This is a genomic window from Pantoea cypripedii, from assembly GCF_002095535.1.
GTDB lineage: Bacteria > Pseudomonadota > Gammaproteobacteria > Enterobacterales > Enterobacteriaceae > Pantoea > Pantoea cypripedii.
The window spans coordinates 320,200-344,228 of record NZ_MLJI01000003.1; the positions used below are offsets into that span (position 1 = coordinate 320,200).

The 24,029-nt window shown below is 54.1% G+C and carries 18 protein-coding genes; 6 read left to right on the top strand and 12 right to left on the bottom strand.

The window, feature by feature from the left end:
* Positions 1–324: 324 nt before the first annotated feature.
* From HA50_RS29530 to HA50_RS29550, 5 genes are all read right to left on the bottom strand, one after another.
* A complete protein-coding gene (locus tag HA50_RS29530) occupies positions 325–1,254 on the bottom strand; it encodes an arginase family protein (protein ID WP_084880939.1) in 930 nt (309 codons plus the stop codon).
* A 132-nt stretch (positions 1,255–1,386) separates the two neighbouring features.
* A complete protein-coding gene (locus HA50_RS29535; protein ID WP_084880940.1) occupies positions 1,387–2,622 on the bottom strand; it encodes a type II toxin-antitoxin system HipA family toxin in 1,236 nt (411 codons plus the stop codon).
* Positions 2,612–2,863 carry a helix-turn-helix domain-containing protein gene (locus HA50_RS29540; RefSeq protein WP_084880941.1) on the bottom strand — a complete coding sequence of 84 codons (252 nt, stop codon included), beginning with the start codon at positions 2,861–2,863 and terminating at the stop codon, positions 2,612–2,614. Before HA50_RS29540 ends, HA50_RS29535 begins: the two co-directional genes overlap by 11 nt.
* A gap of 105 nt (positions 2,864–2,968) precedes the next feature.
* Positions 2,969–4,105, bottom strand: coding sequence for an HlyD family secretion protein (locus HA50_RS29545; protein WP_084880942.1), 1,137 nt, complete (start codon positions 4,103–4,105; stop codon positions 2,969–2,971).
* Between the two features lie 4 nt (positions 4,106–4,109).
* On the bottom strand, positions 4,110–4,433 hold the full coding sequence (locus HA50_RS29550) for a DUF3302 domain-containing protein (RefSeq protein ID WP_084880943.1): 324 nt from the start codon (positions 4,431–4,433) through the stop codon (positions 4,110–4,112).
* Positions 4,434–4,716: 283 nt separating this feature from the next.
* Here HA50_RS29550 and pqiB point away from each other — a divergent pair, with 283 nt between their 5' ends.
* Complete coding sequence (gene pqiB / locus HA50_RS29555) at positions 4,717–6,384, top strand: intermembrane transport protein PqiB (protein WP_084880944.1); 1,668 nt, start codon at positions 4,717–4,719, stop codon at positions 6,382–6,384.
* Here the strand turns inward: pqiB and malT are convergent.
* Entirely contained in the window at positions 6,355–9,057 is a 2,703-nt protein-coding gene (gene malT / locus HA50_RS29560) for an HTH-type transcriptional regulator MalT (RefSeq protein WP_084880945.1), read from the bottom strand. The two genes, pqiB and malT, sit on opposite strands and share 30 nt — an antisense overlap.
* Before the next feature lie 285 nt (positions 9,058–9,342).
* On the opposite strand from malT, the gene malP reads away from it, so the two are divergent.
* Together malP and malQ are read left to right on the top strand one after the other, a co-directional pair.
* Positions 9,343–11,742, top strand: a complete 2,400-nt coding sequence (malP, locus tag HA50_RS29565; RefSeq protein ID WP_084880946.1) for a maltodextrin phosphorylase — start codon at positions 9,343–9,345, stop codon at positions 11,740–11,742.
* A complete protein-coding gene (gene malQ, locus HA50_RS29570; RefSeq protein ID WP_084880947.1) occupies positions 11,739–13,760 on the top strand; it encodes a 4-alpha-glucanotransferase in 2,022 nt (673 codons plus the stop codon). The genes malP and malQ overlap by 4 nt, the downstream gene beginning before the upstream one ends.
* Positions 13,761–13,897: 137 nt before the next feature.
* Here malQ and malM read toward each other — a convergent pair whose 3' ends face one another.
* The 3 genes from malM to malK form a co-directional block, all read right to left on the bottom strand.
* Positions 13,898–14,827, bottom strand: coding sequence for a maltose operon protein MalM (malM, locus tag HA50_RS29575; RefSeq protein ID WP_084880948.1), 930 nt, complete (start codon positions 14,825–14,827; stop codon positions 13,898–13,900).
* 95 nt (positions 14,828–14,922) lie between these two features.
* Positions 14,923–16,224 carry a maltoporin gene (locus HA50_RS29580; protein ID WP_084880949.1) on the bottom strand — a complete coding sequence of 434 codons (1,302 nt, stop codon included), beginning with the start codon at positions 16,222–16,224 and terminating at the stop codon, positions 14,923–14,925.
* A gap of 42 nt (positions 16,225–16,266) precedes the next feature.
* Positions 16,267–17,376, bottom strand: a complete 1,110-nt coding sequence (gene malK, locus HA50_RS29585; RefSeq protein WP_084880950.1) for a maltose/maltodextrin ABC transporter ATP-binding protein MalK — start codon at positions 17,374–17,376, stop codon at positions 16,267–16,269.
* A gap of 361 nt (positions 17,377–17,737) precedes the next feature.
* Between malK and malE the strand changes: the two genes are divergently transcribed.
* The 3 genes from malE to malG are packed head-to-tail and all read left to right on the top strand — an operon-like array spanning position 17,738 to position 21,427.
* On the top strand, positions 17,738–18,928 hold the full coding sequence (gene malE, locus HA50_RS29590; RefSeq protein ID WP_167379278.1) for a maltose/maltodextrin ABC transporter substrate-binding protein MalE: 1,191 nt from the start codon (positions 17,738–17,740) through the stop codon (positions 18,926–18,928).
* A gap of 60 nt (positions 18,929–18,988) precedes the next feature.
* Entirely contained in the window at positions 18,989–20,527 is a 1,539-nt protein-coding gene (malF, locus tag HA50_RS29595) for a maltose ABC transporter permease MalF (RefSeq protein ID WP_084880951.1), read from the top strand.
* A gap of 9 nt (positions 20,528–20,536) precedes the next feature.
* Entirely contained in the window at positions 20,537–21,427 is an 891-nt protein-coding gene (malG, locus tag HA50_RS29600; RefSeq protein WP_084880952.1) for a maltose ABC transporter permease MalG, read from the top strand.
* Between the two features lie 91 nt (positions 21,428–21,518).
* Here the strand turns inward: malG and HA50_RS29605 are convergent, their stop codons facing one another.
* From HA50_RS29605 to HA50_RS29615, 3 genes are read right to left on the bottom strand one after another with little or no spacing between them, the layout of a single operon-like run.
* Complete coding sequence (locus HA50_RS29605) at positions 21,519–22,712, bottom strand: ABC transporter substrate-binding protein (protein ID WP_084880953.1); 1,194 nt, start codon at positions 22,710–22,712, stop codon at positions 21,519–21,521.
* A 4-nt stretch (positions 22,713–22,716) separates the two neighbouring features.
* Positions 22,717–23,739 (bottom strand): CobW family GTP-binding protein, encoded by a 1,023-nt coding sequence (locus tag HA50_RS29610; RefSeq protein ID WP_084880954.1) that lies wholly within the window; start codon positions 23,737–23,739, stop codon positions 22,717–22,719.
* On the bottom strand, positions 23,739–24,029 hold the full coding sequence (locus HA50_RS29615) for a hypothetical protein (RefSeq protein WP_084880955.1): 291 nt from the start codon (positions 24,027–24,029) through the stop codon (positions 23,739–23,741). The genes HA50_RS29610 and HA50_RS29615 overlap by 1 nt, the downstream gene beginning before the upstream one ends.

Consider the following 24,029-nt stretch of genomic DNA (forward strand, 5'->3'; position numbering starts at 1 on the left):
ATAATTTACCCGGCAACAGACAAACTATGTGTCAGTTCGTTAAGAATCTTAATCAGAATATATACCTATAACATCTATGTAGCATAGGGCGCATTACCTGAGCAGATTGAGGGTAAAACGGACGGTTTTTTTAACATAACATGATCCACGATTTAATGCGCACAATCATGATTATGTTAAATGAGATATTCGCACACACCCCGGACCACACCTCGCCCGTCGCGGCGTGATTTATCACGCGGGTTTTCCCTCATCATCGCTGGACGATGCGCGATAAATCGCGCCGCTACGGCAAAACTCCACCACCATTACCCTGCTCTTTTCTCAGATTTCACGTAGCGACGTCATTCTGGTGATCTGACTGATAATCCGCGTAATCAGTTGAGCCTGCTGACCTGAAGGATCAAGGTCTGGGTCGTAGATGGTTACAGTGATGCCACAACAGCGTGGATTTTCAAATAAGCGACGACCAATGTGAGTAAGACTTTGCGATGTCAGACCTGGTGAACCTGGGCTATCGACTGCCGAAATCTCTGACTGATCCAGCACATCCATATCAAGATGGATCCAATAACGCCAGCTTGGGAAGTCATTAAGACGACGGTATATTCGTGTGATGATTTCGCTGTCACTCAGCTTTAAAGCGTCGAAAATTGTCATTCGTTCAATGTCGGTAGCAAAGATATCTGCCCAGACATAACCCTCATCGAGAGATTCTCGTTCGCCCAGTTGAATCACGGCCCTATCCGGAACCAATGGCCCCTCAATGCCTGGCCATCTGGTTAGAATGGCTTCTCCTCTGCCAGTCACCAGAGCGAGATCCATTCCGGCAGCCGCCGCTGGTTTTTGAGCTTCCTTGCGGTTCCAGTTTCCGGGATGACGAAAATCGCTGTGACCATCAATATGCACCAATGCCACTGGCCCGAGTTGTCGGCTGCCGACCAGCGCACCAGGAAGGATTGCGCAATCCCCACCAATAACTATCGGTTTTAAGCCACTGTTTTGAGCTGAACTCACCTCAGCGGCGAGCCGTATATTCAACTCGCGTAGCTTATGGCCGTTAAGGATGTCGGTTCCCGGTTCAGGAAATGGACTGTACTCGGGCGGTGACATTGTCACAATTTCATATCCAGCGAAGGCTTTCCCTAACCCGTGCGCCATTAACACGTCAGGTGCCTTAAAAGTCCCGGGGATATGATTCTCCCGCAGTGGATTCAGCCCTAAATTCGACGGAACCAGAATGATTTTTTTCATCAGGGGCTGCTTCTGATTGTCAGATACCTTATTTATTCATAGCTTATAATTCTCGATCCTTTTGCAATTAACACATTCCTTGTCTCCATATGGTGACATATTTTCATTTTCACTTAAATTGTCACTATATGACTACAATAAAGAATCCGTTTTACGCTTTTTAGGCCGCTTAACATCGGTGGTTAAAAAAAGGTTGTTGGTTGCCCCGCTTCGGCTCAAAGAATGACTGATGGAAGTATGCAACTCCGGGAAGTCAGCGAATAATGCCTGATTAGCCAGCTGATCGCTGATCACATCAGCAAATTGTTCCAGCACATGGGCGGGATTGATAATTTTCAGTTCTCGTCCGAATTTGATCAAACTGTCGCGGTCGGGGAACTGTTTGCTTTTATTCAACTTTAACGCCAGATCATTATCGTTGGTGGGATAGATCAGCGTATTTACCACATCATATAACGGAGAAAGTCGCGGCGACGCCTCACTTTCAGCCGGATAAACCAGCGAAAAGTTCTTCAGATGAGCATCGCCGTTGCCGACCATGCAGCTAAACAACACATAGCGCCAGTAAAGCTCAACCTGCGACTGATCGCGGGTAAACAGACTGACGATTTTCGCGCCAGTTTCATACGAGCCGCTGTATTTATGATCGGACGATCTCCCCGATAGCACACAGAAATCCTCCATCGCCTGCCGCTTATCCCCAGCAATATCAAAACGTTCCATGATAAACAGTTCTTTATTGTCTGAAAGCCAGAAATTGGCGACAGGTAAACCACAGGCTTTTGCCAGCGACATACAGATGAATTCGTTCTCTGCGAGACGGGGATATTCTTCATCACCGGTTTTTGCGATCAGATTTGGATAAAGTACCGTGCCACGGCTTTCAGTGCTGATCATCACTTTAGGTTGCACACCGGAAATCGTAGTTTGCAGCAGGTATTTATTGAGCAGATATTGAAACGCACTCTCTTTGTGGTCCCATCTCAATAAATCTTCCAGTTTTTCCGGGGATGGCCGCGGTAAATCGATATCGCTGACATAAGATAGCGCGCCAATACCGGTATCCTGCTGCAGCGCGAGGAACAGCATTTCGGAGATATTACCCACATAACGGCGCAGGCGTTCGGCAATGTGATACCGCACATAGCCTTCAGGTATGTTCATCTCAAAGATATTAAACAACCGGCTGCTGTTATAACTCATACGGTTGTCCGGCAGCATGGTTAACGAGACACGCCGGCTGTGCGGCGAGGAATAGGTGAAGTTGTAACTGCCATGCTCATGCAGTAATTTGCCGGTGTATTCTCCCCCGTTGTAGACCTCAATCTGGCGTATTGGCTGGGCAAGCTGTTGCAGATCAGTCATCATCGAACAACGCCCCCAGTTCATCCAGCTGCGGCAAGCCAGCAGTCTGAACCGTTAACATCAGGTCCATGGCCGTCAGATAGATGGTTAAGGCTTTCAGCGATCCGGTATAAACTCCGTTCTCAATTTCAGAGACCAGAGTACGGTGGATGCCTGCGCGTGATGCGGCAACCTGTTGTGTCCACCCCCGCGCTTTGCGTCGTTCACGACATGTTGTTCCAATCGTGTGCATTCCTGGCAACATAGATCCCCCCTGCATGATGTAGATATATAGTGACAAAGTCGCATATAAATGCTTTTTTGTCACCATATAGCTACTATTATCGCAGAAGCATCATTTCGCCGGGAATTAGTGATCAAGATACAGATAATGCATCCAACTGGTCATGCGTAGCAGCACTTTACGCATCACCGAAACATGCGAAAAGTGATCCGAGTAAACAGCAACCTGGGCAAATATGCCATCTGGCAAGGCATCAACATCAGCATTAGGTATCAGTTCAATCACTGCCAGCACCCCATCACTGCCGGGCGTGATGGTGAGCGATTGCAGCGAACCCTGCGCCTGATAGGTGCCTCCCGGCACAACAGGAAGAATAGTGGTTAATTTTCCCGGAAAAACCTGGCCGGGAAGCGCGGTGAAGACCACTTCAGCTTCATCACCTGCTTTCAGTCGCAGCAGAGAGTTTTGTCTGAACTGAGCAATAATCTGGCGTTTTTGATCCGGTATGAAAATCATCACCGGGCGCAACGGCAAGGCGGCGGCATAGGTTCCGGGCCGGATAAGCACCTGCGTGGCATAACCATCACTTGGGGCACGAACGATGGTTTGATCTAAATTATATCGGGCCTCAGTCAGCTGAGCTCGGAGGCTGACAATTTGTGATTGTTCCCCATTAACCTGGCTATCCAGCTGGCTCTTAATTTGTGCCTGTTCAGCCAGGGAACTTTTTACCAGGGCATCCTGTGCCAGAAAGTTTTGTCTGGCATTATCAATATCCCTTTCGGAAAACGGATTTACTTTTGCCCTGCTCCCCGCAAGATAGCGTTGATAATCCTCGTATAACCGGTCTCGCTCCGCACTGACATGTTGCGTATTGGCGATGGCTTCATCCAGCTGCCCTTTCAAGCTTTGGGTATTGTGAATCGCCGTGGTCAGATCCGCCTGTAATCTATCTACCCGCGCCTGGTAGCGGGTGTTATCAAGGCGAAATAACATCTCACCTTTCTTAATTAACGTATTTTGTTTATTAGTCACTTCACTAACGACCCCGGTAACCTGGGGAGTGATTGGAATAGCAACAACGGCTTTTTGCGCCAGCGCGGTATAAGGGTGGTTATAATTCATTAACAATATCAGGGCGCCGACGATAAAAACCCCACCCAACGCAGCAGTGGGGACGGTCCATTTGTTTACCGGTATTTTAAAGATTTTAAAAATAGACCATGCGATGGCAACATAGGTCAGAATAATTAGCAAATCCATAGATTTACTCCGAAGGCGGCTGGTTGGTTATACCTTGTTTTCTTTCCAGTTCCGTCACGCGCAGTTTAAGCAACTCCAGACTTTCATTGGTGCTTTGCATTCCCCATCCACGTTCTGGTCGATATAACGTGGCCCAGATCCATAAAAAGGGCCAGATAACATGTAGTGTGAACAAACTCACCCAACCGGCAACATGGATAGCGTCAGCATGCGGATGGTTACGTGATTTAGCAATAAGATAAGGAATATCATGGAGAATGATAATCCCGTAAAAAATAATAAGAAATACAAAGACGAGAACGCCCAGCGCGAAGTAGTTTAGAAACATATCCGCCTCGTTAGCAAACCAGCTTGCTGATAAATATAGACGTTGTAAATAACTGAAGAAAGTATAGCAATAAAAAATTATTGCATGTCAGTAATGTCTGGTACTACCACTGCCACCTGCCTTCCCTGTCAGTATTTTAAGCCAAGCGGCAATTTACCCTGATAATAATTATTTCTGTGACGAACTTTCAGATTGTCATTTTTCATAAGAATCAGATAAGGTGATTTTTCTATAATCAGTGTGGCCTCCCGGCTCCTTTAAACACATGCTGATGAGCTGAGTCATAATGGAAAAGAATGACAAGACTACCCCTGTCAATAAAATTAAACGCTGGTCGCCGGTGTGGTTTTTTCCATTTCTCACCCTGGTGATCGGTGTCTGGATTATCTTCTATCACTTCAGCCATCAGGGACCGGAAATCACCCTGATTACCGAAAATGCCGAAGGGATCGAGGCCGGAAAAACGGAGATTAAAAGCCGCAGTATCACTGTTGGTAAGGTCGAAAGTACCGTTTTATCGGATGATCTTCAGCATGTCGAAATTAAAGCGCGCCTGCAGGAGGGGATGGAGACATTGCTGCATGGCGACAGCCTTTTCTGGGTGGTAAAACCGCAGGTGGGTTTCCAGGGCGTTAGCGGGCTGGGTACCTTGCTTTCAGGCGCTTATATCGAATTACAACCCGGTTCTGCGGGCAAAGAACCCCCGAGCTATGTTCTGGGCGACACCCCTCCGCCCGCAGCCGCCAACGCGCCCGGTATCAGAGTGACCCTTTTCAGCGAGAAAGCCGGCCAGCTGAGGGCGGGAGACCCGGTGTTATTCAGGCGTTACCCTGTGGGTACGGTGGAGAGCAACCATTTCGATACGGATAAGCGCATGATGTCCTATCAGCTGTTTATCTCTGCCCCTTTTGATCGACTGGTCACGACGAATGTGCGTTTCTGGAAGGACAGCGGCATTGCCATCGATATGTCAGCTGCCGGGATGCGGGTAGAGATGAGTTCCCTCACCACGTTACTCAGCGGTGGCGTCAGTTTTGATGTCCCCGACGGCTTGCCCTATGGCAACCCGGCAAAGAATAAGGCGGAATACCCGCTTTTTAATGACCAACACAGTATTCAGGATTCGCTTTATACCGAGCACGTGGATTATCTGTTGTTTTTTAACAGTTCGGTGCGCGGGCTGGAAGCGGGTGCGCCTGTTGAATTCCGTGGGTTGCGCGTTGGTACGGTCGCACAGGTGCCGTTCTTTTTACCTGGCGTGGTGCAGGATCTGCAACGTAATTATCGCCCTCCCTTGCTGATCCACATTGAACCCGAACGCTTTGTCCGCAGCATGGGAAGCAATTTCAATCTGCAACAACGACTTCAGGAAGCGAAAAAGAACGGTCTGCGTGCCACGCTGAAAACCGGCAGCCTGATTTCTGGCTCGCTGTATGTTGACCTGGATTTCTATCCTAATGCGGAGCCGTATACCGGTCACACTTCCCTTGCTGGCTACGAAATTATTCCAACCATGGACAGCGGCCTGGGTCAGATCCAGCAAAAACTGGTGGCGGTGCTCGATAAACTCAACACCTTGCCGCTTAACCCCTTACTGACACAGGCGACGGATACCTTTAAAGCCAGCCAGCTCACCTTACGTGAGTCGCAAACGGCGCTGAATAATCTCAACCTGTTTATGGGCAGCCGGGCGATGAAATCCTTACCAGAACAAACACAACAAACGTTACGGGAACTGAGACGCAATATGCGCAGTCTGCAACCCGGCTCTCCGGCTTACGAAAAAATGGTGGCAAACATGCAACGTCTTGATCAGGTCCTGCGGGAGTTACAGCCGGTATTGAAGACCATCAACAACAAGAGCAATGCCCTGGTTATCGCTCCTGCCGTTGCTCAGGATCCGCAACCGAAAGCGATGCAGTCAGACATACCCCATCATGCGCAGCATTGACTGTGCCTGATTTACCGCATCGGAGCGATGGGACACCCCCAGCTTCTGATACAGATTTCGAATGTGCGTTTTAATGGTGGTGGCGGCAATATCCAGTTCACCGGCAATCTGGTCGTTACTGTAACCTGAGTAAATCAATCCCAGTACCTGCCATTCACGCTGGGTCAGCGGGCTGGTCCGAATCAGCTCAGGTACATCAGGGTGACTCAGCAGGCGGCTGACAAAACCTTCATCAAAATGAGCAAACTTGTGGCGATGATGTTTATTGATCTCATCAAGAATGCGTCGTGCCCGATGGTTATCCAGTTCATTCAGAATGTTGAGTTGAATCAGCTGGCGTAGCTGCTGTGCCATCATCTCGCCTTCAATGACAAAGTGGCAGATGAAACCGGTGCTACGCGCCAGTTGCAGTGCTTCAATCAACGTTCGCTGCGCGTCGGCTTTACGATCGGTCTGCCAATGAATCTGGTTCATCAGCAGCAGGTTACGATTTAAGTCACTCATCAGCCGCAACGCACGGGCGTTGTCATTTAACTCATCCAGCACCACTTCGGCATGGGTCAGATTGCCCAGCAGAATCTGTGCCCGGGCGATATTGCGCCATTGCCCTTGCAGGAAATGATTATTGGCAAACTCCGGTTTAGCGGTTTGATGCAGCCAGTTGCTGGCGCTTTGTTTGTCGCCGGTCATCTGCCAGTAAATGACTCTGACCTCATCAGCATTGGTGATCCAGTCACTGTGCCAGCTGCCATTGTTCAACAGATTTTCCAGCCGGTTGAGATGACTGCGTGCATTATCGAGGTTGCCGCGCGCGAGGGAACATTGCACCAGCAGACCGAGACACTGGATTTGTTGCTGTTGCTGAAAACCTTTCAGCACCTTGATCCCGGTCCGCGCCGCCTGCTCCGCCTCTTCCAGCCGTCCCCATGCCCACATCAGCTGCGCACGGATACGCAACAGAAACTCATGCAGAGGAAATTGCGTCAGATGCTGCTCGTGGACCAGCACAAATGCCTTCTCCTGCGTTTCATAAGCATTCTGCAGATAGCCCTGCGCAAACAGAATTTCGCTTTGCTGAATCAGGCTCCATAGCGCGTAATGCCAGGCCTCATCACGCCGGGCCATCTGCTCCGTCTGACGCATCAATTGCAGGGAATTCACCAAATCGCCTTTACAGTGCATCACTTCACCGAGCACGGAAGTGGCCACAATGCGGCTGTAAGTGCAACTGTCGGGCAGGGTTTCCAGCGCCAGCATAGCCAGCCGTTCGGCGTCCTCAGCATTGCCATTATTGATAGTCACCTGGGCGCGCACGGCATTGAATTCACCGCGCAGGGCCTCATCAACCTGGCAACGCCCTTCCTCCTCAAACCTCGCCAGCAGACTATTCACCTCATAAAACCGATGCTGACTCTGCATCAGCCAGGCCTGGAGCAGCACCAACCGGGGATTTTCCAGCAACGTCTCCCACGGCAGGGTTTTCAGCGATGCCTCCAGCAGCGTCAGTTCACTTTGATTGAACAGCGTCCAGGCATGTTCCAGCAATACATCCCTCAGCATACCGGTGTCCCCGGAAGCCAGCGCATGATGGATGGCTTCGCGCGGAAATCCCTGCGCCATCCAGCTTTCTGCCGCTGCGCGATGGATAGCAGGCAGCTCCGCAGCCAATTCGCGCTTACAACGCAGCCGAAGAAAGCTGCCAAATAATGGGTGATAACTAAACCACTGCCCGGAATCGTCCATGCGCTGTAAAAAAAGCCCCTGCCGTTCCACTTCTTCCAGCCGCATCTGACCGTTCTCTTCCCCGGTTACGCAGGCGATCAGCGCGTCGTTCATCGAACGCAACAGCGAACTTTTCAGCAGAAAATGACGCGTTGTTACATCGACGTTATCCAGCACTTCCTCAACCAGGTAATCTGACAGGTGGCTGGCATTGATACCGGAAAGACGCCGCGCGGAATCCTGAGCCGCGCTGGCTCCCTGCCGGGCGGAAAGGGCGATAAGTTGTAACGCGGTGGCCCAGCCAGCAACGTCATCACATAACTGGTCACTCTCTTCGGATGCCAGCGGTGCCGTCAGTCGACCATCAAAAAACTGGCGCGCTTCCTGATGAGTAAACGCCAGTTGCTGGCTGCTCAGTTCGATGAGTTGTTCGCGCACGCGAAGGTTAGCGATACCCAGCTGAGGTAAGTTGCGCGACAGTAGTATCACCGTCAGGTTATCGGGCTGGTGGCGTAAAAAGAACCGCATCGCTTCATGAATCGCGGGATTGGTGATGTGGTGATAATCATCAACGATCAGCCAGAGCGGTTTTTGCCATTCCGTCACTTCAATAAATAACTGGGCAAATAACGCATTGAGGTTTACATACTGGCGTTTCTGCGCCAATGCCTCACTGCGCGAGCAGCCACCTTGTGTGGCTTGCTGAAGTGCTGCGATCAGGTAATCGGCAAAGGGTTCAGGATGATTGTCTCCTTCGTCTAATGAATACCAACCCAGATTTGTTTTCTCCGCTGCCCACTGCGAGACCAGCGTAGTCTTGCCATAGCCTGCCGGGCTGGTGACCAGCACCAGTCGGTAATTGCCAGCAGCGGTCAGTTTTTGCAGCAAGCGATCGCGCATAACGGTGCTTTCAAGGCGAACGGGACGACTGAGTTTCGAGGGTATTAACATAGTCGCATGCTCCTCCCTTTACATGTTGCGAATTATTTTTTTACGCTTCGAAATTATTATTCATACACGTTCGATTATTCGTGTACTGATTGCAAGCAAACTCATTAACTAATCTTTACAAAAGCGGCAGTTATCACATTCCTGGTACGCTTTCAGAATTCCCGCATCCCTCTCCACCCCGTTACTCCTCCCCGGTGAATTTGTCGCAGGAGGAGGAGCACAGCGGGTCACACGGGCAAACTGACTCGCATATTTTCTCTGGCGACTTACAGGACTAACCCGGCTATGACACAGCAATTTGATCACGCCCGTTTTATCGATGCCCTGACACGGCAATGGCAACGTTTTGGCCTGCGTGATGCACGCGACATGACGCAGCATCAATGGTGGCAAGCCCTGAGCGGTGCGCTGGCTGATATGCTGGCGAACCTCCCCACTCAACCCGCCAGCACGCAACAGCGCCATGTTAACTACATCTCTATGGAGTTTTTGCTTGGCCGACTGACCGGCAACAATTTGCTCAATCTGGGCTGGTATGACGCGGTTAATGATGCGCTGAAACAATGGGATATCTCGCTCAGCGCGGTACTGGAGTGTGAAACCGACCCCGCGCTGGGCAATGGCGGGCTGGGACGCCTGGCGGCATGTTTTCTCGATTCAATGGCCACCGTCGGGCAGCCCGCAATCGGTTATGGCCTGAATTATCAGTATGGTTTGTTCCGTCAACGTTTTGTCGATGGCAGACAGCATGAGCAACCGGATGACTGGCAACGTGACAGCTATCCGTGGTTTAGCCATAACGCGGCGCTGACGGTGCCGGTGGCGATCGGGGGAAAAGTCATCAGCGAAAACGGTGTGTCGCGCTGGGAACCGGCTTTTTGTTTACAGGGGGAAGCCTGGGATCTGCCCGTGGTCGGCTACCAAAACGGGGTGACACAGCCGCTACGTCTGTGGCAGGCAAAACATGCTGAACCCTTTGATCTGCAACGCTTTAACGACGGTGATTTTTTACGTGCCGAACAGCAGGGTATCACGGCGGAGAAGCTGACGAAGGTGCTCTACCCCAATGACAACCACCAGGCGGGTAAAAAGCTGCGTCTGATGCAGCAATATTTCCAGTGTGCCTGCTCGGTCGCGGATATTCTGCGCCGCCATCATCAGGCCGGACGCGCCATTACCACGCTGCCTGATTATGAAGTGATTCAGCTGAATGACACCCACCCAACGCTGGCGATTCCCGAGCTGATGCGTCTGCTGTTGGACGAACATCAGATGAGCTGGGATCAGGCATGGAACATCACCCGCCGCACCTTTGCCTACACCAACCATACGTTGATGCCTGAGGCGCTGGAGCGTTGGGACGTGCGCATGGTCCGCGCCCTGCTGCCCCGTCATATGATGATCATCAACACCCTGAATGCACAGTTGAAAAAGCAGGTTACCGCCCGCTGGCCGGATGATGAAGCGGTGTGGGCAAAACTGGCGCTGGTGCACAGCAACCAGTTACGCATGGCGAACCTGTGCGTGGTCGGAGGCTTTGCGGTGAATGGTGTCGCCGCCATGCATTCACAGCTGGTGGTGGACGATCTCTTTCCCGAATATCACACGCTGTGGCCTGAGAAGTTCCATAACGTCACCAATGGCGTAACGCCGCGCCGCTGGATTAACCAATGCAACCCGGCGCTGGCGACGCTTATCAGCGCTACCCTGCGCCAGCCGTGGGTCAACAACCTTGATGCGTTGCAGGGGTTAGCCCCGTTTGCTGATGATGCAGAATTTCGTGCTCAGTACCGCGCCATCAAACAACGTAATAAAGCCGAATTGACGCGCTGGATTGGTGCGCGCACCGGTATCGTCATCAATCCGCAAGCGATGTTTGATGTGCAGATCAAACGCCTGCATGAATACAAACGGCAGCATCTGACCTTGCTGCACATCATTGCCTTGTGGCAGACCCTGGTCAGTGATCCGCAGGCCAATCTCACCCCGCGCGTGGTGCTGTTTGGTGCCAAAGCCGCACCCGGTTATGTGCTGGCGAAGAACATCATCTATGCCATCAATAAAGTAGCGCATATCGTCAATAACGACCCACGGGTGGGAGACCGTCTGAAGGTGGTCTTCATTCCTGACTACAACATTTCGGTGGCTGAACGGTTGATTCCGGCAGCGGACCTCTCCGAACAAATTTCTACCGCCGGAAAAGAAGCCTCCGGCACCGGCAATATGAAACTGGCACTGAACGGTGCGCTGACCATTGGCACGCTCGACGGCGCTAACGTGGAGATTGCTGAACAGGTTGGCAGCGAAAATATCTTTATCTTTGGTCACACGGTTGAACAGGTTAACGCATTAAAAACCGAGGGATACGCGCCTGCGGTCTGGCGCAAAAAAGATCCACAGCTCGACAAAGTGCTGACTGCGCTGGAAGACGGCACTTTTAGCGATGGCGATACGCACGCGTTTACCGAACTGCTGCACAGCCTCAGTCCGCAGGGCGGCGACCCTTATCTGGTGCTGGCGGACTTCCGCCACTACCTGAAAGCGCAGGAGCAGGCGGAAGCGCTGTGGGCCGACCAGGAAGCCTGGACGCGAGCAGCGATCCTCAATACGGCACGCTGCGGCATGTTCAGCTCCGATCGTTCTATCCGCGACTACCAGCAACGTATCTGGCAGGCATCACGATGAAACCGCAAAACCTAATCGCCCTGGATTACATTGATGCCCATGGCCAGTCGCAAACGATCTCTACCCTGACCCGCCAGCGTTTGCTGGCGGTACTCAAACCGGCGGCCCCAGGATTATCCCCTCTGCCGTCCGTAAAAGTATTTCGTCACGGCGAGCCGCTGCGGTTATCTCCCGCATGGTCCAGCCCGGCTGAGTGGCAATTGCAAAGCGAGGACGGACATCGCTGGACAGGACAATGTGCCGCCAATCAGCCTCTGCAACTGCCGTCTCTGTCAGAGGGCTATCATCAGCTGCATCTCAGCATGGGAGAAGCCCGCTGGTCTTGTTCGATAATCGTGACGCCGTCACGTTGCTATGAACCTGAAGCACTCCTGCAAGGCGAATCGTTGTGGGGCTGCTGCGTACAGCTTTATACCCTAAAGTCGGAACAGAACTGGGGCATCGGCGATTTTGGCGACCTCCAGCAGATGTTGCGCGAGGTCGGCGAGCGCGGCGGCGCCTTTATCGGGCTGAATCCGCTGCATGCCCTGTTTCCGGCCACACCGGAAAGCGCCAGTCCTTACAGCCCTTCGTCACGTCGCTGGCTCAACACTATCTATATCGATGTCTCCGCAGTGCCGGATTTTATTCAAAGCCTCGAAGCACAAGCTTGGTGGCATTCAGACCAGACACAGCAGGCATTACAATTGGCACGCGTGACAGCATGGGTTGACTATCGTGCCGTCACCGCCTTGAAACTGACGGCCCTGCGTCTGGCATGGCGGCACTTCCGACAGCGAGCCGTCGCCGATCCACAGGTGAAAGCCTTTGAGGCATTTGTCACTGCCGGGGGAGAAAGCCTGTGGCATCAGGGCGTCTATGATGCGCTGCATGAGGAGCAGATGGCGCAGGATGGCGCGCGTTATGGCTGGCAGCAATGGCCAGAGGCATACCAGCATCCCGGCAATGCGGCAGTACGGGCCTTCGCCATCGAGCACAGTAGCGAGGTACATTTTTACCTCTGGTTGCAATGGCTGGCGGAGGCGCAGTTCGCCGCCTGCTGGCAGCTTTGTCAGCAGCAACAAATGCCGATCGGACTCTATCGTGATCTGGCGGTAGGCGTGGCTCAGGGTGGCGCAGAAACCTGGAGTGACCGTGAGCTGTATTGCTTGCAGGCCAGCGTTGGCGCGCCGCCGGATATACTGGGTCCGTTGGGCCAAAACTGGGGACTGCCACCGATGGATCCACAGGTGATGCAGGATCGTGCTTATGACCCGTGGATCGCCCTGCTGCGCGCTAACATGCGTGACTGCGGGGCGTTGCGTATTGACCATGTGATGGCGTTGTTGCGCCTGTGGTGGATTCCGCAGGATGGCAGCGCGGCTCAGGGGGCCTACGTTCATTACCCTATTGATGATCTGCTGGCGATCCTCGCGCTGGAGAGTCAGCGCCATCGCTGTATGGTGATCGGTGAGGATCTGGGAACGGTGCCAGCAGCTATTGTCGGGAAATTGCGCGATGCCGGGGTTTATTCTTACAAAGTGCTGTTTTTCGAGCAAACCTCAAAGAAAGCGTTTCGTCCACCGCAGCAATGGATGCGTCAGGCGATGGCGGTCGCCACTACGCATGATATGCCCACGCTGCGTGGCTGGTGGCAAAGTGACGATTTAACTTCAGGCAGCCAGCTGGGACTGTATCCCGACAAAGTGATTCTGGCCGGGCTGCATCAGGATCGCCTCGCAGCTAAACAGGCGCTGCTGCGCACCCTGCAACAGGCTGGGTATCTGCCAGCCAGCAAACATCCTGTCACGATGGGTAAAACGTTAAACCAGGCGATGCACCGTTTTCTCGCTGACAGCAACAGCGCATTGCTGGGATTACAGCCGGAAGACTGGCTGGATATGGCCTCGCCGGTGAATGTCCCTGGCACCACCAATCAATACCCCAATTGGCGACGTAAGCTGCGCGTCTCGCTGGAAGCGTTGTTCAGCGATCCGCATATCAATACCCTGCTGGCGGATATTAACCAACGACGTTAACTGCATGACCCCGCGCGATAAATCGCGCCGCTACGACCCAGTGCGAGGTTCAGTAGCGGCGCAATTTCCGGTTGAAGACATAAAAAAGGTGCGCCGTAGCGCACCAGGTGGGGCAACTCAGCATTGCCGGGGTCGCATCACCCCTTGCCTTTAACACTGCTGATAAAAGTGGGCCGTGCGGTGGTGGATCCCAAACGTTCGGCCTCATCAAGCAGCTTAAGTGCCTTATCGATATTGCCCTGTTTCACTGCCTGCTGGATGCGCTGGTTAAAGTAACTCTCGGTATCATCCATGATCGGCTCATGTTTTACCGCGGCTTGTGGTGCCGCAACGGCTGGCGCTGGAGCCGGTGCTACGGGTTGAGTGCTGCCAATCGTTACCGGAGCCGGGCCGGAGGATCCAAACAACGGCCCGACCAGAATCGACGATCCAGAATTGGTTTTCACTTGCACTTTCAGCTCACCTTCGCGGCTATGGCGCGCAATAGGATCCGGAATGTCAGGAATAGCGTTGCTGGTGCCTTTGGCATAGGCTTTGGCCGGATCCAGCAGCGTGGTGGTTTGCGTCAGATCTTTTTCGGTGGTGAACACCAGCAAATAGATCTTTTGCTGTCCTGGCACTGGCGTCAGTTTCATTACCCCTTCCAGTCGATCGGGGGTCATCACACCAGGCTCCTGATAAGTAAAAAACTGGCTCGGAAACCAGGCCGCGGGACGCAGGTTTTCATCCAGTACCAAAACGTTAGGCGCAAACACCTGGTTATTCTTCACTTCACTGCTTAACGTCACCGTCAGCTCACCGATACTGGCAGGCAGGCTATAGGCCGCTACCGCACCGGTCACGCCGGTGGCGGTTAACTGCGGGCCAGTGTCAGTCAGGCGGGTGACGTGTTTGCGAGAAGCATCCAGCGGCGTCCAGCTCAGTTGTTGCAGGCTGCCTGCCGCGAAGGTGGGCGCCGACGAGAGATCCTGCGGCACCAGGGTAATGTCAGCCTGTGCTGGCAAGGTGGTCCCCACCAGCAGCGCAGCGCTCAGGCACAGCGCGGTGAATGTTTTTGTCATTTTCATAGTATTGACCTTAACGGGGTGTCAGGCAGCGGCGTAAACCAGGCAATGGCCGCCGCTGCCGAAGAGACATTATTCAGAGGTGATGCAAGATCTGCTTACCACCAGATCTCCATCTGTGCACCAAACGTCCACTCGTCGTTGTTACCACGACTGTTGGTTAAGATGCCGTTGCCGGTACTATCGGCAGAGGCAAATGAGGTCAGATCACCGGAGGAATCTTTGGTGTAGCCCCATTTCTCATCCCATTTGGCGTAAGTAGCGAACAGACGCAATGCCGGGCGTGACCAGATGCTGTCGCCAGCCTGCCACTGCTGGGCAAGGGTGATTTTGTACTGGCCGTTGCGCTCTTTCGCCTGCTGAGATTTGACGTTGTCGTAGCCCACTTCCAGCAGGGTGCTCATGATCGGCGTCCATTTGTACATCGGGCGCACACCGACGGTGTACCACTCGGTACCACGATCATTGTCGAGGTCGATGTTCTGATACATGGCGACGTACATCAGGTCCCAGTCATCTGCCAGCGAGATCGCCCCGTGGTCAAGAATGCGGTACATGTTGCCGTTGTTATTGATGTTGGTGCCTTGCGGAATGCCTTTGCCCTGTGAAGTCATCGCGTCGGTGGCATATTGCAGCACAAATTTGTTGTAGCCTTTCAGCATGCTTTGCGTGTGTTCGGCGGTGAACATCCAGCCATCTCGGGATGCACCGTCTTCCAGATGGTAGCCATCACGTTCGTTGGCACGACCGTAATCGACACCTAACTCCAGCACCCCATTCGGGTTGGTTTGCAGGCCAGCAAGACGCACATCGAATACGTCATTAGCGGTGGCGGTGGCGTAATCACGCGTCTGATCGCTGGAGAAGGCGTAAGAACCCCCTGATTCTGATGAGCGGGTCGCGGCGAAAGAGAGTTTACCGAAACCGAGGTCAACATCTTCCAGACCGGCACCAGGACCCGAGATATCCCAGTAGTAGAAGTCGATCATATGCACGTCATGGCGCTGATAGAAGCGTTTACCGGCCCACATGGTGGCGCCTGGCAGGGCATCAATCAGGTTTTTACCTTTGACGTTGGCTTCACGGAAAGCCGGGGAAGTCGCTTCCCAGTCGTTCTGCTGAGAAACCGAGTAAGCCACGTTAGTATCGAAGTAGAAGCTCTTATCGCCCTCCTTCCACACTTCCTGGCCCAGTTTCAGCTCAGCATAGGTTTCGCATTCGTTTCCCAGACGGTATTTGCTTTGCGCACCGGTTGCCTGAAAACATTGTTGTTCACCGCCACTGCCGGTCCAGCCGATGCCGGAACGGGCATAGCCGGTAAAATCGACCGCCATAGACGGGGCTGAAAGCGTACCCGCCGCGATGGCAACCGCGAGGGGAAGTTTGCGCAGAGTTAACATGTTTTATCTCCTGAGGTCATTGCTTTTCTTGTTTTTACGGGGCTAAACACCAGGCTCCTGATGCAACCTGCGACAAGCGCTCCCGTCCTCACGGAACAGGTGACAACGCTCAGGCGGCAGACCAATGCCCATCAGGGCGCCCTCTTCTACCAGCACGACGTCTTCCTGGCGGTAAACCAGGTTCTGACGAATGGCGGGAATTTGGATGTGAATTTGCGTTTCAAAACCCAGCTGCTCGACCACCTGCACCTCTCCTTCGAGGGTGACATCGGCGATCTCACTGGAAATCAGATGTTCGGGACGGATGCCTAACGACATGTTGCTGCCCACCTGCACGCCTGCGCTGTCCACGGGCAGCCACACCAGTTGATCGTTGGGCAGACGCACCTGCACCTGCTCAATGGCGGTGGCAGTCACTTTGACGGGCAGGAAATTCATCTTCGGGGAGCCAATAAAACCGGCAACAAAACGGTTGGCGGGATAGTGGTAAAGTTCGAGCGGTTTGCCGACCTGCGCCACGCGCCCGGCATCCAGCACCACGATCTTATCGGCCAGCGTCATCGCTTCGATTTGATCGTGCGTGACGTAAATCATGGTGCGTTTCAGGCGTTTATGCAGACGGGAAATCTCAATGCGCATCTGCACACGTAACGCCGCATCCAGGTTAGAGAGCGGTTCATCCAGTAAAAACACCCGTGGTTCCGCCACCAGCGTGCGGCCAATCGCCACGCGCTGCCGCTGACCGCCGGAAAGCGCTTTCGGACGGCGATCCAGCAGGTGCGCCAGTTGCAACACCTCGGCGACCTGGTTCACCCGTTGCGCGATTTCTGCTTTTTTCACCCCGGCCAGTTTCAGGCCAAAAGACATATTCTCCGCCACGGAGAGATGGGGATAGAGCGCATAGGACTGGAATACCATGCCAACGCCGCGTTCAGCGGGAGGCACTTCATTCATCCGTTGATCGCCAATACACAATTCGCCACGGGTGATGGTTTCCAGCCCGGCAATCATGCGCAGCAACGTGGATTTCCCACAGCCTGACGGGCCAACAAACACCACAAACTCCCCTTCAGCGATCTCCAGGTTGATATCTTTCGACACCTCGGTATCACCCCAGGCTTTGGTGACATTGCGTAACGTGACGCTCGCCATGATGCTAATTCCTCTCAACGTGCTAATCCTTGTCCACGAAACGGTGGACAGACCCCGGCGACCACTATGGGCATCGACATCAAAGACAACATCCTCCGCACCGGGCTGATTTATGGGGGAGGAGGCAGGAGGAGGAGATCAGGCGTACCCATCGTCGTCGCGCGGGGTGCAGACCATTTTTGTGACCGGCAAGACAAACCGGAGCTGACAATTTTGTGCGCCAGACCGTGATAACCGCGCTGTTTTGCAACGCAGATCACAGCAAGCGGCAGGCAGGCGTAGAACGCAGGAGGATGAGAAGTTAGCGGAGACAAACAAAATGAAACGACAAGATTACCGTTTCTGCTAACAGGATGGAGTTATGACGATGAATACCGGTGCACGAATTCTGGCCTTATCCGCCCTTACCGCCGTGCTTTTTTCGGCCTCGGCGATGGCAAAGATCGAAGAAGGAAAACTGGTCATCTGGATCAACGGCGATAAAGGCTATAACGGCCTGGCTGAAGTCGGCAAAAAGTTTGAACAGGAAACCGGTATTAAGGTGACCGTCGAACATCCCGACAAGATGGAAGAAAAATATCCGCAGGTGGCGGCAACCGGTGATGGCCCGGACATCATATTCTGGGCGCACGATCGCTTTGGCGGTTATGCCGAATCAGGGCTGCTGGCGGAGATTAACCCGGACAAGAATTTCCAGGAGAAAATCTTCCCGTTTACCTGGGACGCGGTGCGCTTTAACGGCAAGCTGATTGGTTATCCGATCTCGGTTGAAGCCCTGTCGCTGATTTATAACAAAGACCTGCTGCCAGAACCGCCGAAAACCTGGGAAGAGATCGCCGCGCTCGACCAGAAAATGCGTAAGCAGGGTAAAAGCGCCATCATGTTCAACTTGCAGGAACCCTACTTCACCTGGCCGCTGCTGGCCGCAGGGGGTGCCTATGCCTTTAAATACGCCGATGGTCACTACAACGTGAAAGACGTGGGCGTGGATAATGCCGGAGCCAAAGCCGGGATGCAGTTCCTCGTGGATCAGGTCAAAGCCAAAACCCTGAATGCCGATACCGATTACTCCATCGCTGAAGCCGCGTTCAATAAAGGCCAGACAGCGATGACCATTAACGGTCCCTGGGCGTGGAGCAATATCGATAAAAGCGGTATCAAGTATGGCATCACGTTACTGCCAACCCTGAAGGGTAAACCGTCGAAAGCCTTTGTGGGTGTACTGAGCGCCGGTATTAACGCCGCCAGCCCGAATAAAGAACTGGCGAAGGAGTTTCTGGAAAACTACCTGCTGACCGACGCCGGTCTGGATGCGGTGAATAAAGACAAACCGCTCGGTGCCGTCGCCCTCAAATCATTCCAGCAGCAACTGGAGAAAGACCCGCGTATTGCCGCCACCATGAGCAACGCGCAGAACGGCGACATTATGCCTAACATCCCGCAAATGGCGGCCTTCTGGTATGCCATGCGTACCGCAACCCTCAACGCCCTGAGCGGCCGCCAGACCGTGGACGCCGCGTTAAAAGACGCCAAAGCCCGTCTGACCAAGTAATTTCCACTACCAGAGCCGGAATGATCCGGCTCGTCACTGGCTGTTAAGGAAAACCGAATCATGTCAGGAAAACCGCAATCGAGATGGCAAAGTGCAGTGCTGAAGGGCCTTCTCGTCGGGATCTGCTGTCTGCTGGTCGGCTACCTTCTGGTGCTGATGTATGCCCAGGGTGAGTACCTGTTTGCGCTGGTCACGTTGATTATCAGCGCGGTCGGCATCTGGATTTATGCCAATCGCCGCGCCTATGCCTGGCGCTATGTCTACCCCGGCATTGCCGGGATGGGATTGTTAGTGTTGTTCCCGCTGGCCTGTACCGTCGCTATTGCCTTCACCAACTACAGCAGCACCAACCAGCTGACGCTGGAACGGGCGCAGCAGGTGTTGCTCAGCCGACAATATCAGGATGGTGCGGGGTTAAATTTCTCGCTGTTCGCGGCGGGTGAACGCTGGCAGTTGGTGTTAACCGAGGGAGAGAGCGGGCAGACTTTTGTCTCAGCGCCCTTCTCCTTTGGTGGTGAGCAGTCGCTTAAATTGACCAGCGCCCCTGCGCCTGGCGGTGAACGCGCGACGCTCAGGGTCATCACCACCCATCGCCTGGCGTTGAGCCAGATTCATGCCGAACTGCCTGATGGTCGTCAGCTGGTGATGAGTTCTTTACGCCAGTTTTCCGGCACCCGCCCGCTTTACCAGCTGAGTAGCGATGGGACGCTGAAAAATCAGCAAAGTGGCGTGCTTTATCGGGCAAACGGTGCCAGTGGCTTTTATCAGACCCGCAATATCGATGGCAGCTGGGGCAGTGAAAAACTCAGTCCTGGCTTTACGGTGAATACCGGCTGGAAAAACTTTATCCGTGTCTTTACTGACGCTGGGATTCAGAAGCCGTTTCTGGCGATCTTCGGCTGGACGCTGATCTTTTCGCTGCTGACGGTAGTCCTGACGGTGGCGGTTGGCATGGTGCTAGCCTGCCTGGTGCAGTGGGAGGCATTGAAAGGCAAAGCTGTCTATCGCGTGCTGTTGATCCTGCCCTACGCGGTGCCTGCGTTTATCTCGATCCTGATCTTCAAAGGGTTATTCAACCAGAGTTTTGGCGAGATCAACGTGATGCTAAAGGCGCTGTTTGGTTTGCAACCGGCGTGGTTCAGCGATCCTTTACTGGCGCGATCGATGCTGGTGATCGTTAACACCTGGCTGGGCTACCCCTACATGATGATTCTGTGCATGGGGTTACTGAAAGCGATCCCTGATGATCTTTATGAAGCCTCCGCGATGGACGGTGCCGGGCCGTTGCAGAACTTCTTTCTCATCACCCTGCCGCTGCTGCTGAAACCGTTGATGCCACTGATGATCGCCAGCTTCGCCTTTAATTTTAATAACTTTGTGCTGGTACAACTGCTGACCAATGGCGGCCCGGACCGGATTGGCACCACCACCCCGGCGGGCTACACCGACCTGCTGGTGAATTACACCTGGCGTATCGCATTTGAAGGCGGCGGCGGTCAGGACTTTGGTCTGGCAGCGGCGATTGCCACCCTAATCTTCCTGCTGGTGGGTGCGCTGGCGGTGATCAACCTGAAAGCTGTGCGGATGAAATTCGACTAAGGAGACGTTATGGCTATGGTGCAACCTAAATCGCAGAAGCTGCGCCTGTTGCTGACGCATCTGCTGCTGCTGACCTTTATCGCGGCGATAGTATTCCCGCTGATGATGGTGCTGGCAATCTCGCTGCGTGCCGGTAACTTCGCTACCGGCAGCCTGATCCCGGATCAGGTGTCGTGGGAACACTGGCGGCTGGCACTCGGTTTTAGCATTACCCATGCTGATGGCAGCGTGACGCCACCGCCCTTTCCGGTGCTGTTGTGGCTGTGGAACTCGATAAAAATTGCGGCAATCAGCGCACTCGGCATCGTGACGCTCTCCACCACCTGCGCTTATGCATTTGCGCGCATGCGTTTTGCCGGACGCGCCAGCCTGCTGAAGGCGATGCTGATTTTCCAGATGTTCCCGGCGGTGCTGTCGCTGGTCGCGCTGTACGCGTTGTTTGATCGGCTGGGTCAGTATCTGCCGTTTATTGGTTTGAATACCCACGGCGGCGTGATCTTTGCTTATCTCGGCGGCATTGCGCTGCACGTCTGGACCATCAAAGGCTATTTCGAAACCATCGACGGCTCGCTGGAGGAAGCGGCAGCGCTGGACGGCGCGACACCGTGGCAGGCTTTCCGGCTGGTGTTATTACCGCTGTCCGTGCCGATTCTGGCGGTGGTTTTTATCCTCGCCTTTATCGCGGCCGTTACCGAGGTGCCGGTTGCCTCGCTGCTGCTGCGCGATGTTAATAGCTACACGCTGGCGGTCGGCATGCAGCAATACCTCAACCCGCAGAACTACCTGTGGGGTGACTTTGCCGCAGCGGCGGTGCTCTCTGCCATCCCCATTACGCTGGTGTTCCTGCTGGCCCAGCGCTGGCTGGTCAGCGGTCTCACGGCGGGAGGCGTCAAAGGATAAGTCTTCATCATTGCGTTGCCACTGCTTCCTCAATGTTCACTGCCATTGAGGGATTGAGAGTCTTTGGCGGCCTGCGGGCCGCCTCTTTTCTTCACGAACGCAAAAAATCCTGCCAGCGACGCGTCAGATAATTGTGCTCATCCATCACCGAGTTCCACACGGCGATATGGCTCATCCGCTGTTCATAACTGCCACCATCGCGACTTTCTCCCTGTGGAATCAGCGGAGCACCCCAGGCGTCATACAACATTTCCGCAGCAGGTTTGCCGCCATACCAGAAATCCCACTCGGCCGCAGAGAGATGCGCCTTGCTGCGCTGTGGATTGGAGATGTAATACCCCTGACGCGCCATCACTGCCCCCGGCCAGCCGGATTGCCACCAGTTAAGATACGCGTAAGCGGCATCTTTAATTCTGCCGGTGGCGCAACGAGACAGCGACATGCCGCCATACCAGGCGCGATAGCCTTCACGCGGATGCGCCATTTTATAGCCACGCTGATGGAAATGATGACGAAAGTAGATCGGTGCCCACAGGCTTTGTACTTCCACCTGGCGATTTTCAATTAAATCGCACGCCTGCTCCTGACTGGCCCAGAACGCCGCAAAATGGCCCTGCCGATTCAGACGCGTCAGCTCCTGGGCGAGGGTATCAATTTCTTCCAGCGTCAGATTGCCGGTGTTGGCGAAACGCGCCAGTCCAGCCCCCTGCATCGCCAGCGCGGCATCCAGCCCACCCATGGCGGCATCTTCCTGCAACGCCACCTGGCCGGTAAGTGCCGGATGCAATAACCAGCTCCAGCTCTCTTCCTCTTCGCGCAACGCGGCGGGCAGACGATCGACGTGATAAGCAAAGCTATCGGCGTTATGCGTCAGCGGCAGCATACTGATACGGTCGCTCGGCTGGCTGCCGAGATGCAAATCACGCTGCACATACAACCGCTGAGAGGGCACGCTGCCATCGGCCAGTGCGCCATCACTTTGCAGCGTGCCGGTCTTGGCTAGCGCATTGACTTCGTCCCAGTAGGTCAGCCGCTTAATCTCCAGCGGCTGAATGGCACGCGCTGGCCAGACGAAATCGATATTGTGGAACCATTGATCGTAGAGATCGTAACTTTCGGGATGCATGACGGCGATTCGCTGCGCATCTTCCACGCTACGCAACATATATTCGATTTTAATGCCGAGATCCTGCTCCGCGCACACGCGCAGCATCTCCAGCAACGTGACGGAGGTTCCGAGCACGCGTAAGGTCAGCTGGTCATTGACCACTGCCGCAGAATTCATACCTTTATGGCTCCTCAAACGCCTGCAGGTAGCGCCTGAACGCCTGTTGCAGACGATCGGCCTCCAGACCGCGCAAAATAAATACCAGTTTTGAACTCTCAAGTTCGCCGGGCCAGTCAGCCAGATGTACCGGCGGATGCAGCGTATGCTGCACGCCATGAATCACGACAGGCGCGCTGCTGTCGCTCACGCGTAATATACCTTTCATGCGCAACACCGTACGGCCATGGCAATGTAATAGCATTGACAGCCAGATAGCAAACGCTGGCCAGTTTATCGTCTGGTGCAGGGTGATCACGCAGGTTTGCGTAACCGGATGTGAAGTGCTGTGCGCAATAGGGGTTAACGTGACACCGTCACTGGCACAAGCGCCCAGCCAGCGGAAGCGTTGCTGCCGTGACCCGCTGGTAACTGTCTGACTAAACAGGCTGAGCGGATCGCGCATTGCCTCTTCGTTCTCGTTCAGTTGGGCCAGTGGGTTGAGCTGGCGTAGCCAGGCCAGCATGTCTGTGCGTGCCTCTTTCGTTACCCTGTCACCTTTACTCAGCAACAGCTTATCTGCCGCGCTGACCTGAGCCAGCCATTCGGGCTGGGTATCCGCCTGCATAGTCGCGTGTTCCGCATCTACCAGCGTGACCAGCGTTCCCTGGGTGAAATGATGTTGCAGCTGACGATCATGCAGCAGCGTTGACAGAATCGGTGCAGGATCGGCCAGTCCGGTGGTTTCCAGAATCACCTGTTTGAACGGCGGGAGCTGCCCACGGGCGCGACGTTCATAGAGATCGATCAGCGCGGTTTTGAGTTCACCACGAATCTGGCAGCAGACGCAGCCGCTGGGCAGCAACACGGTGTCGGGCGCGACTTCATTCAGCAAATGGTGATCAATGCCCACTTCGCCAAACTCATTCACCAGCAGCGCAATATCATTCAAATCCTGCTGTGCCAGCCAGCCTTTCAGCAGCGTGGTTTTGCCACTGCCGAGAAAACCGCTGAGTACATGCAGGGGTAACTTCTCTTCGTATTGCATCAGCCCTCCAGCGCCGCCAGCCAGTTTTCATCGAGGGGATCGACAGGACGCCGCATCATCTTTTCCGCTTCTTTCCACAACACATCCAGCGAGTTGACCAGCGTTTGCTGGCCGGTCGGGCTGGCCAGCAGCCAGCTGTTGTGAAACTCCGTCAGGGATAACCGCCACGGCTTAAGTGCACGATTGAGCAGCGCCAGTTGTTGCAGGCGTAGCTGGCGGGCGGGCAGATCCTGCCACAGTGGATCGCTCCACTGCGGCCCGTTATCAAGCAGACCGCAGACTCCACACAT

Bases quoted from the DNA above. Each gene is read 5' to 3' on its own strand.
- malT (WP_084880945.1), bottom strand. From the start codon at position 9,057: ATGTTAATACCCTCGAAACTCAGTCGTCCCGTTCGCCTTGAAAGCACC.
- HA50_RS29605 (WP_084880953.1), bottom strand. From the start codon at position 22,712: ATGAATTCTGCGGCAGTGGTCAATGACCAGCTGACCTTACGCGTGCTC.
- malQ (WP_084880947.1), top strand. From the start codon at position 11,739: ATGAAACCGCAAAACCTAATCGCCCTGGATTACATTGATGCCCATGGC.
- HA50_RS29545 (WP_084880942.1), bottom strand. From the start codon at position 4,105: ATGGATTTGCTAATTATTCTGACCTATGTTGCCATCGCATGGTCTATT.
- HA50_RS29530 (WP_084880939.1), bottom strand. From the start codon at position 1,254: ATGAAAAAAATCATTCTGGTTCCGTCGAATTTAGGGCTGAATCCACTG.
- malE (WP_167379278.1), top strand. From the start codon at position 17,738: ATGACGATGAATACCGGTGCACGAATTCTGGCCTTATCCGCCCTTACC.
- HA50_RS29580 (WP_084880949.1), bottom strand. From the start codon at position 16,224: ATGTTAACTCTGCGCAAACTTCCCCTCGCGGTTGCCATCGCGGCGGGT.
- malF (WP_084880951.1), top strand. From the start codon at position 18,989: ATGTCAGGAAAACCGCAATCGAGATGGCAAAGTGCAGTGCTGAAGGGC.
- malM (WP_084880948.1), bottom strand. From the start codon at position 14,827: ATGAAAATGACAAAAACATTCACCGCGCTGTGCCTGAGCGCTGCGCTG.
- HA50_RS29615 (WP_084880955.1), bottom strand. From the start codon at position 24,029: ATGTGTGGAGTCTGCGGTCTGCTTGATAACGGGCCGCAGTGGAGCGAT.
- HA50_RS29540 (WP_084880941.1), bottom strand. From the start codon at position 2,863: ATGTTGCCAGGAATGCACACGATTGGAACAACATGTCGTGAACGACGC.
- HA50_RS29550 (WP_084880943.1), bottom strand. From the start codon at position 4,433: ATGTTTCTAAACTACTTCGCGCTGGGCGTTCTCGTCTTTGTATTTCTT.
- malP (WP_084880946.1), top strand. From the start codon at position 9,343: ATGACACAGCAATTTGATCACGCCCGTTTTATCGATGCCCTGACACGG.
- malG (WP_084880952.1), top strand. From the start codon at position 20,537: ATGGCTATGGTGCAACCTAAATCGCAGAAGCTGCGCCTGTTGCTGACG.
- HA50_RS29610 (WP_084880954.1), bottom strand. From the start codon at position 23,739: ATGCAATACGAAGAGAAGTTACCCCTGCATGTACTCAGCGGTTTTCTC.
- malK (WP_084880950.1), bottom strand. From the start codon at position 17,376: ATGGCGAGCGTCACGTTACGCAATGTCACCAAAGCCTGGGGTGATACC.
- HA50_RS29535 (WP_084880940.1), bottom strand. From the start codon at position 2,622: ATGATGACTGATCTGCAACAGCTTGCCCAGCCAATACGCCAGATTGAG.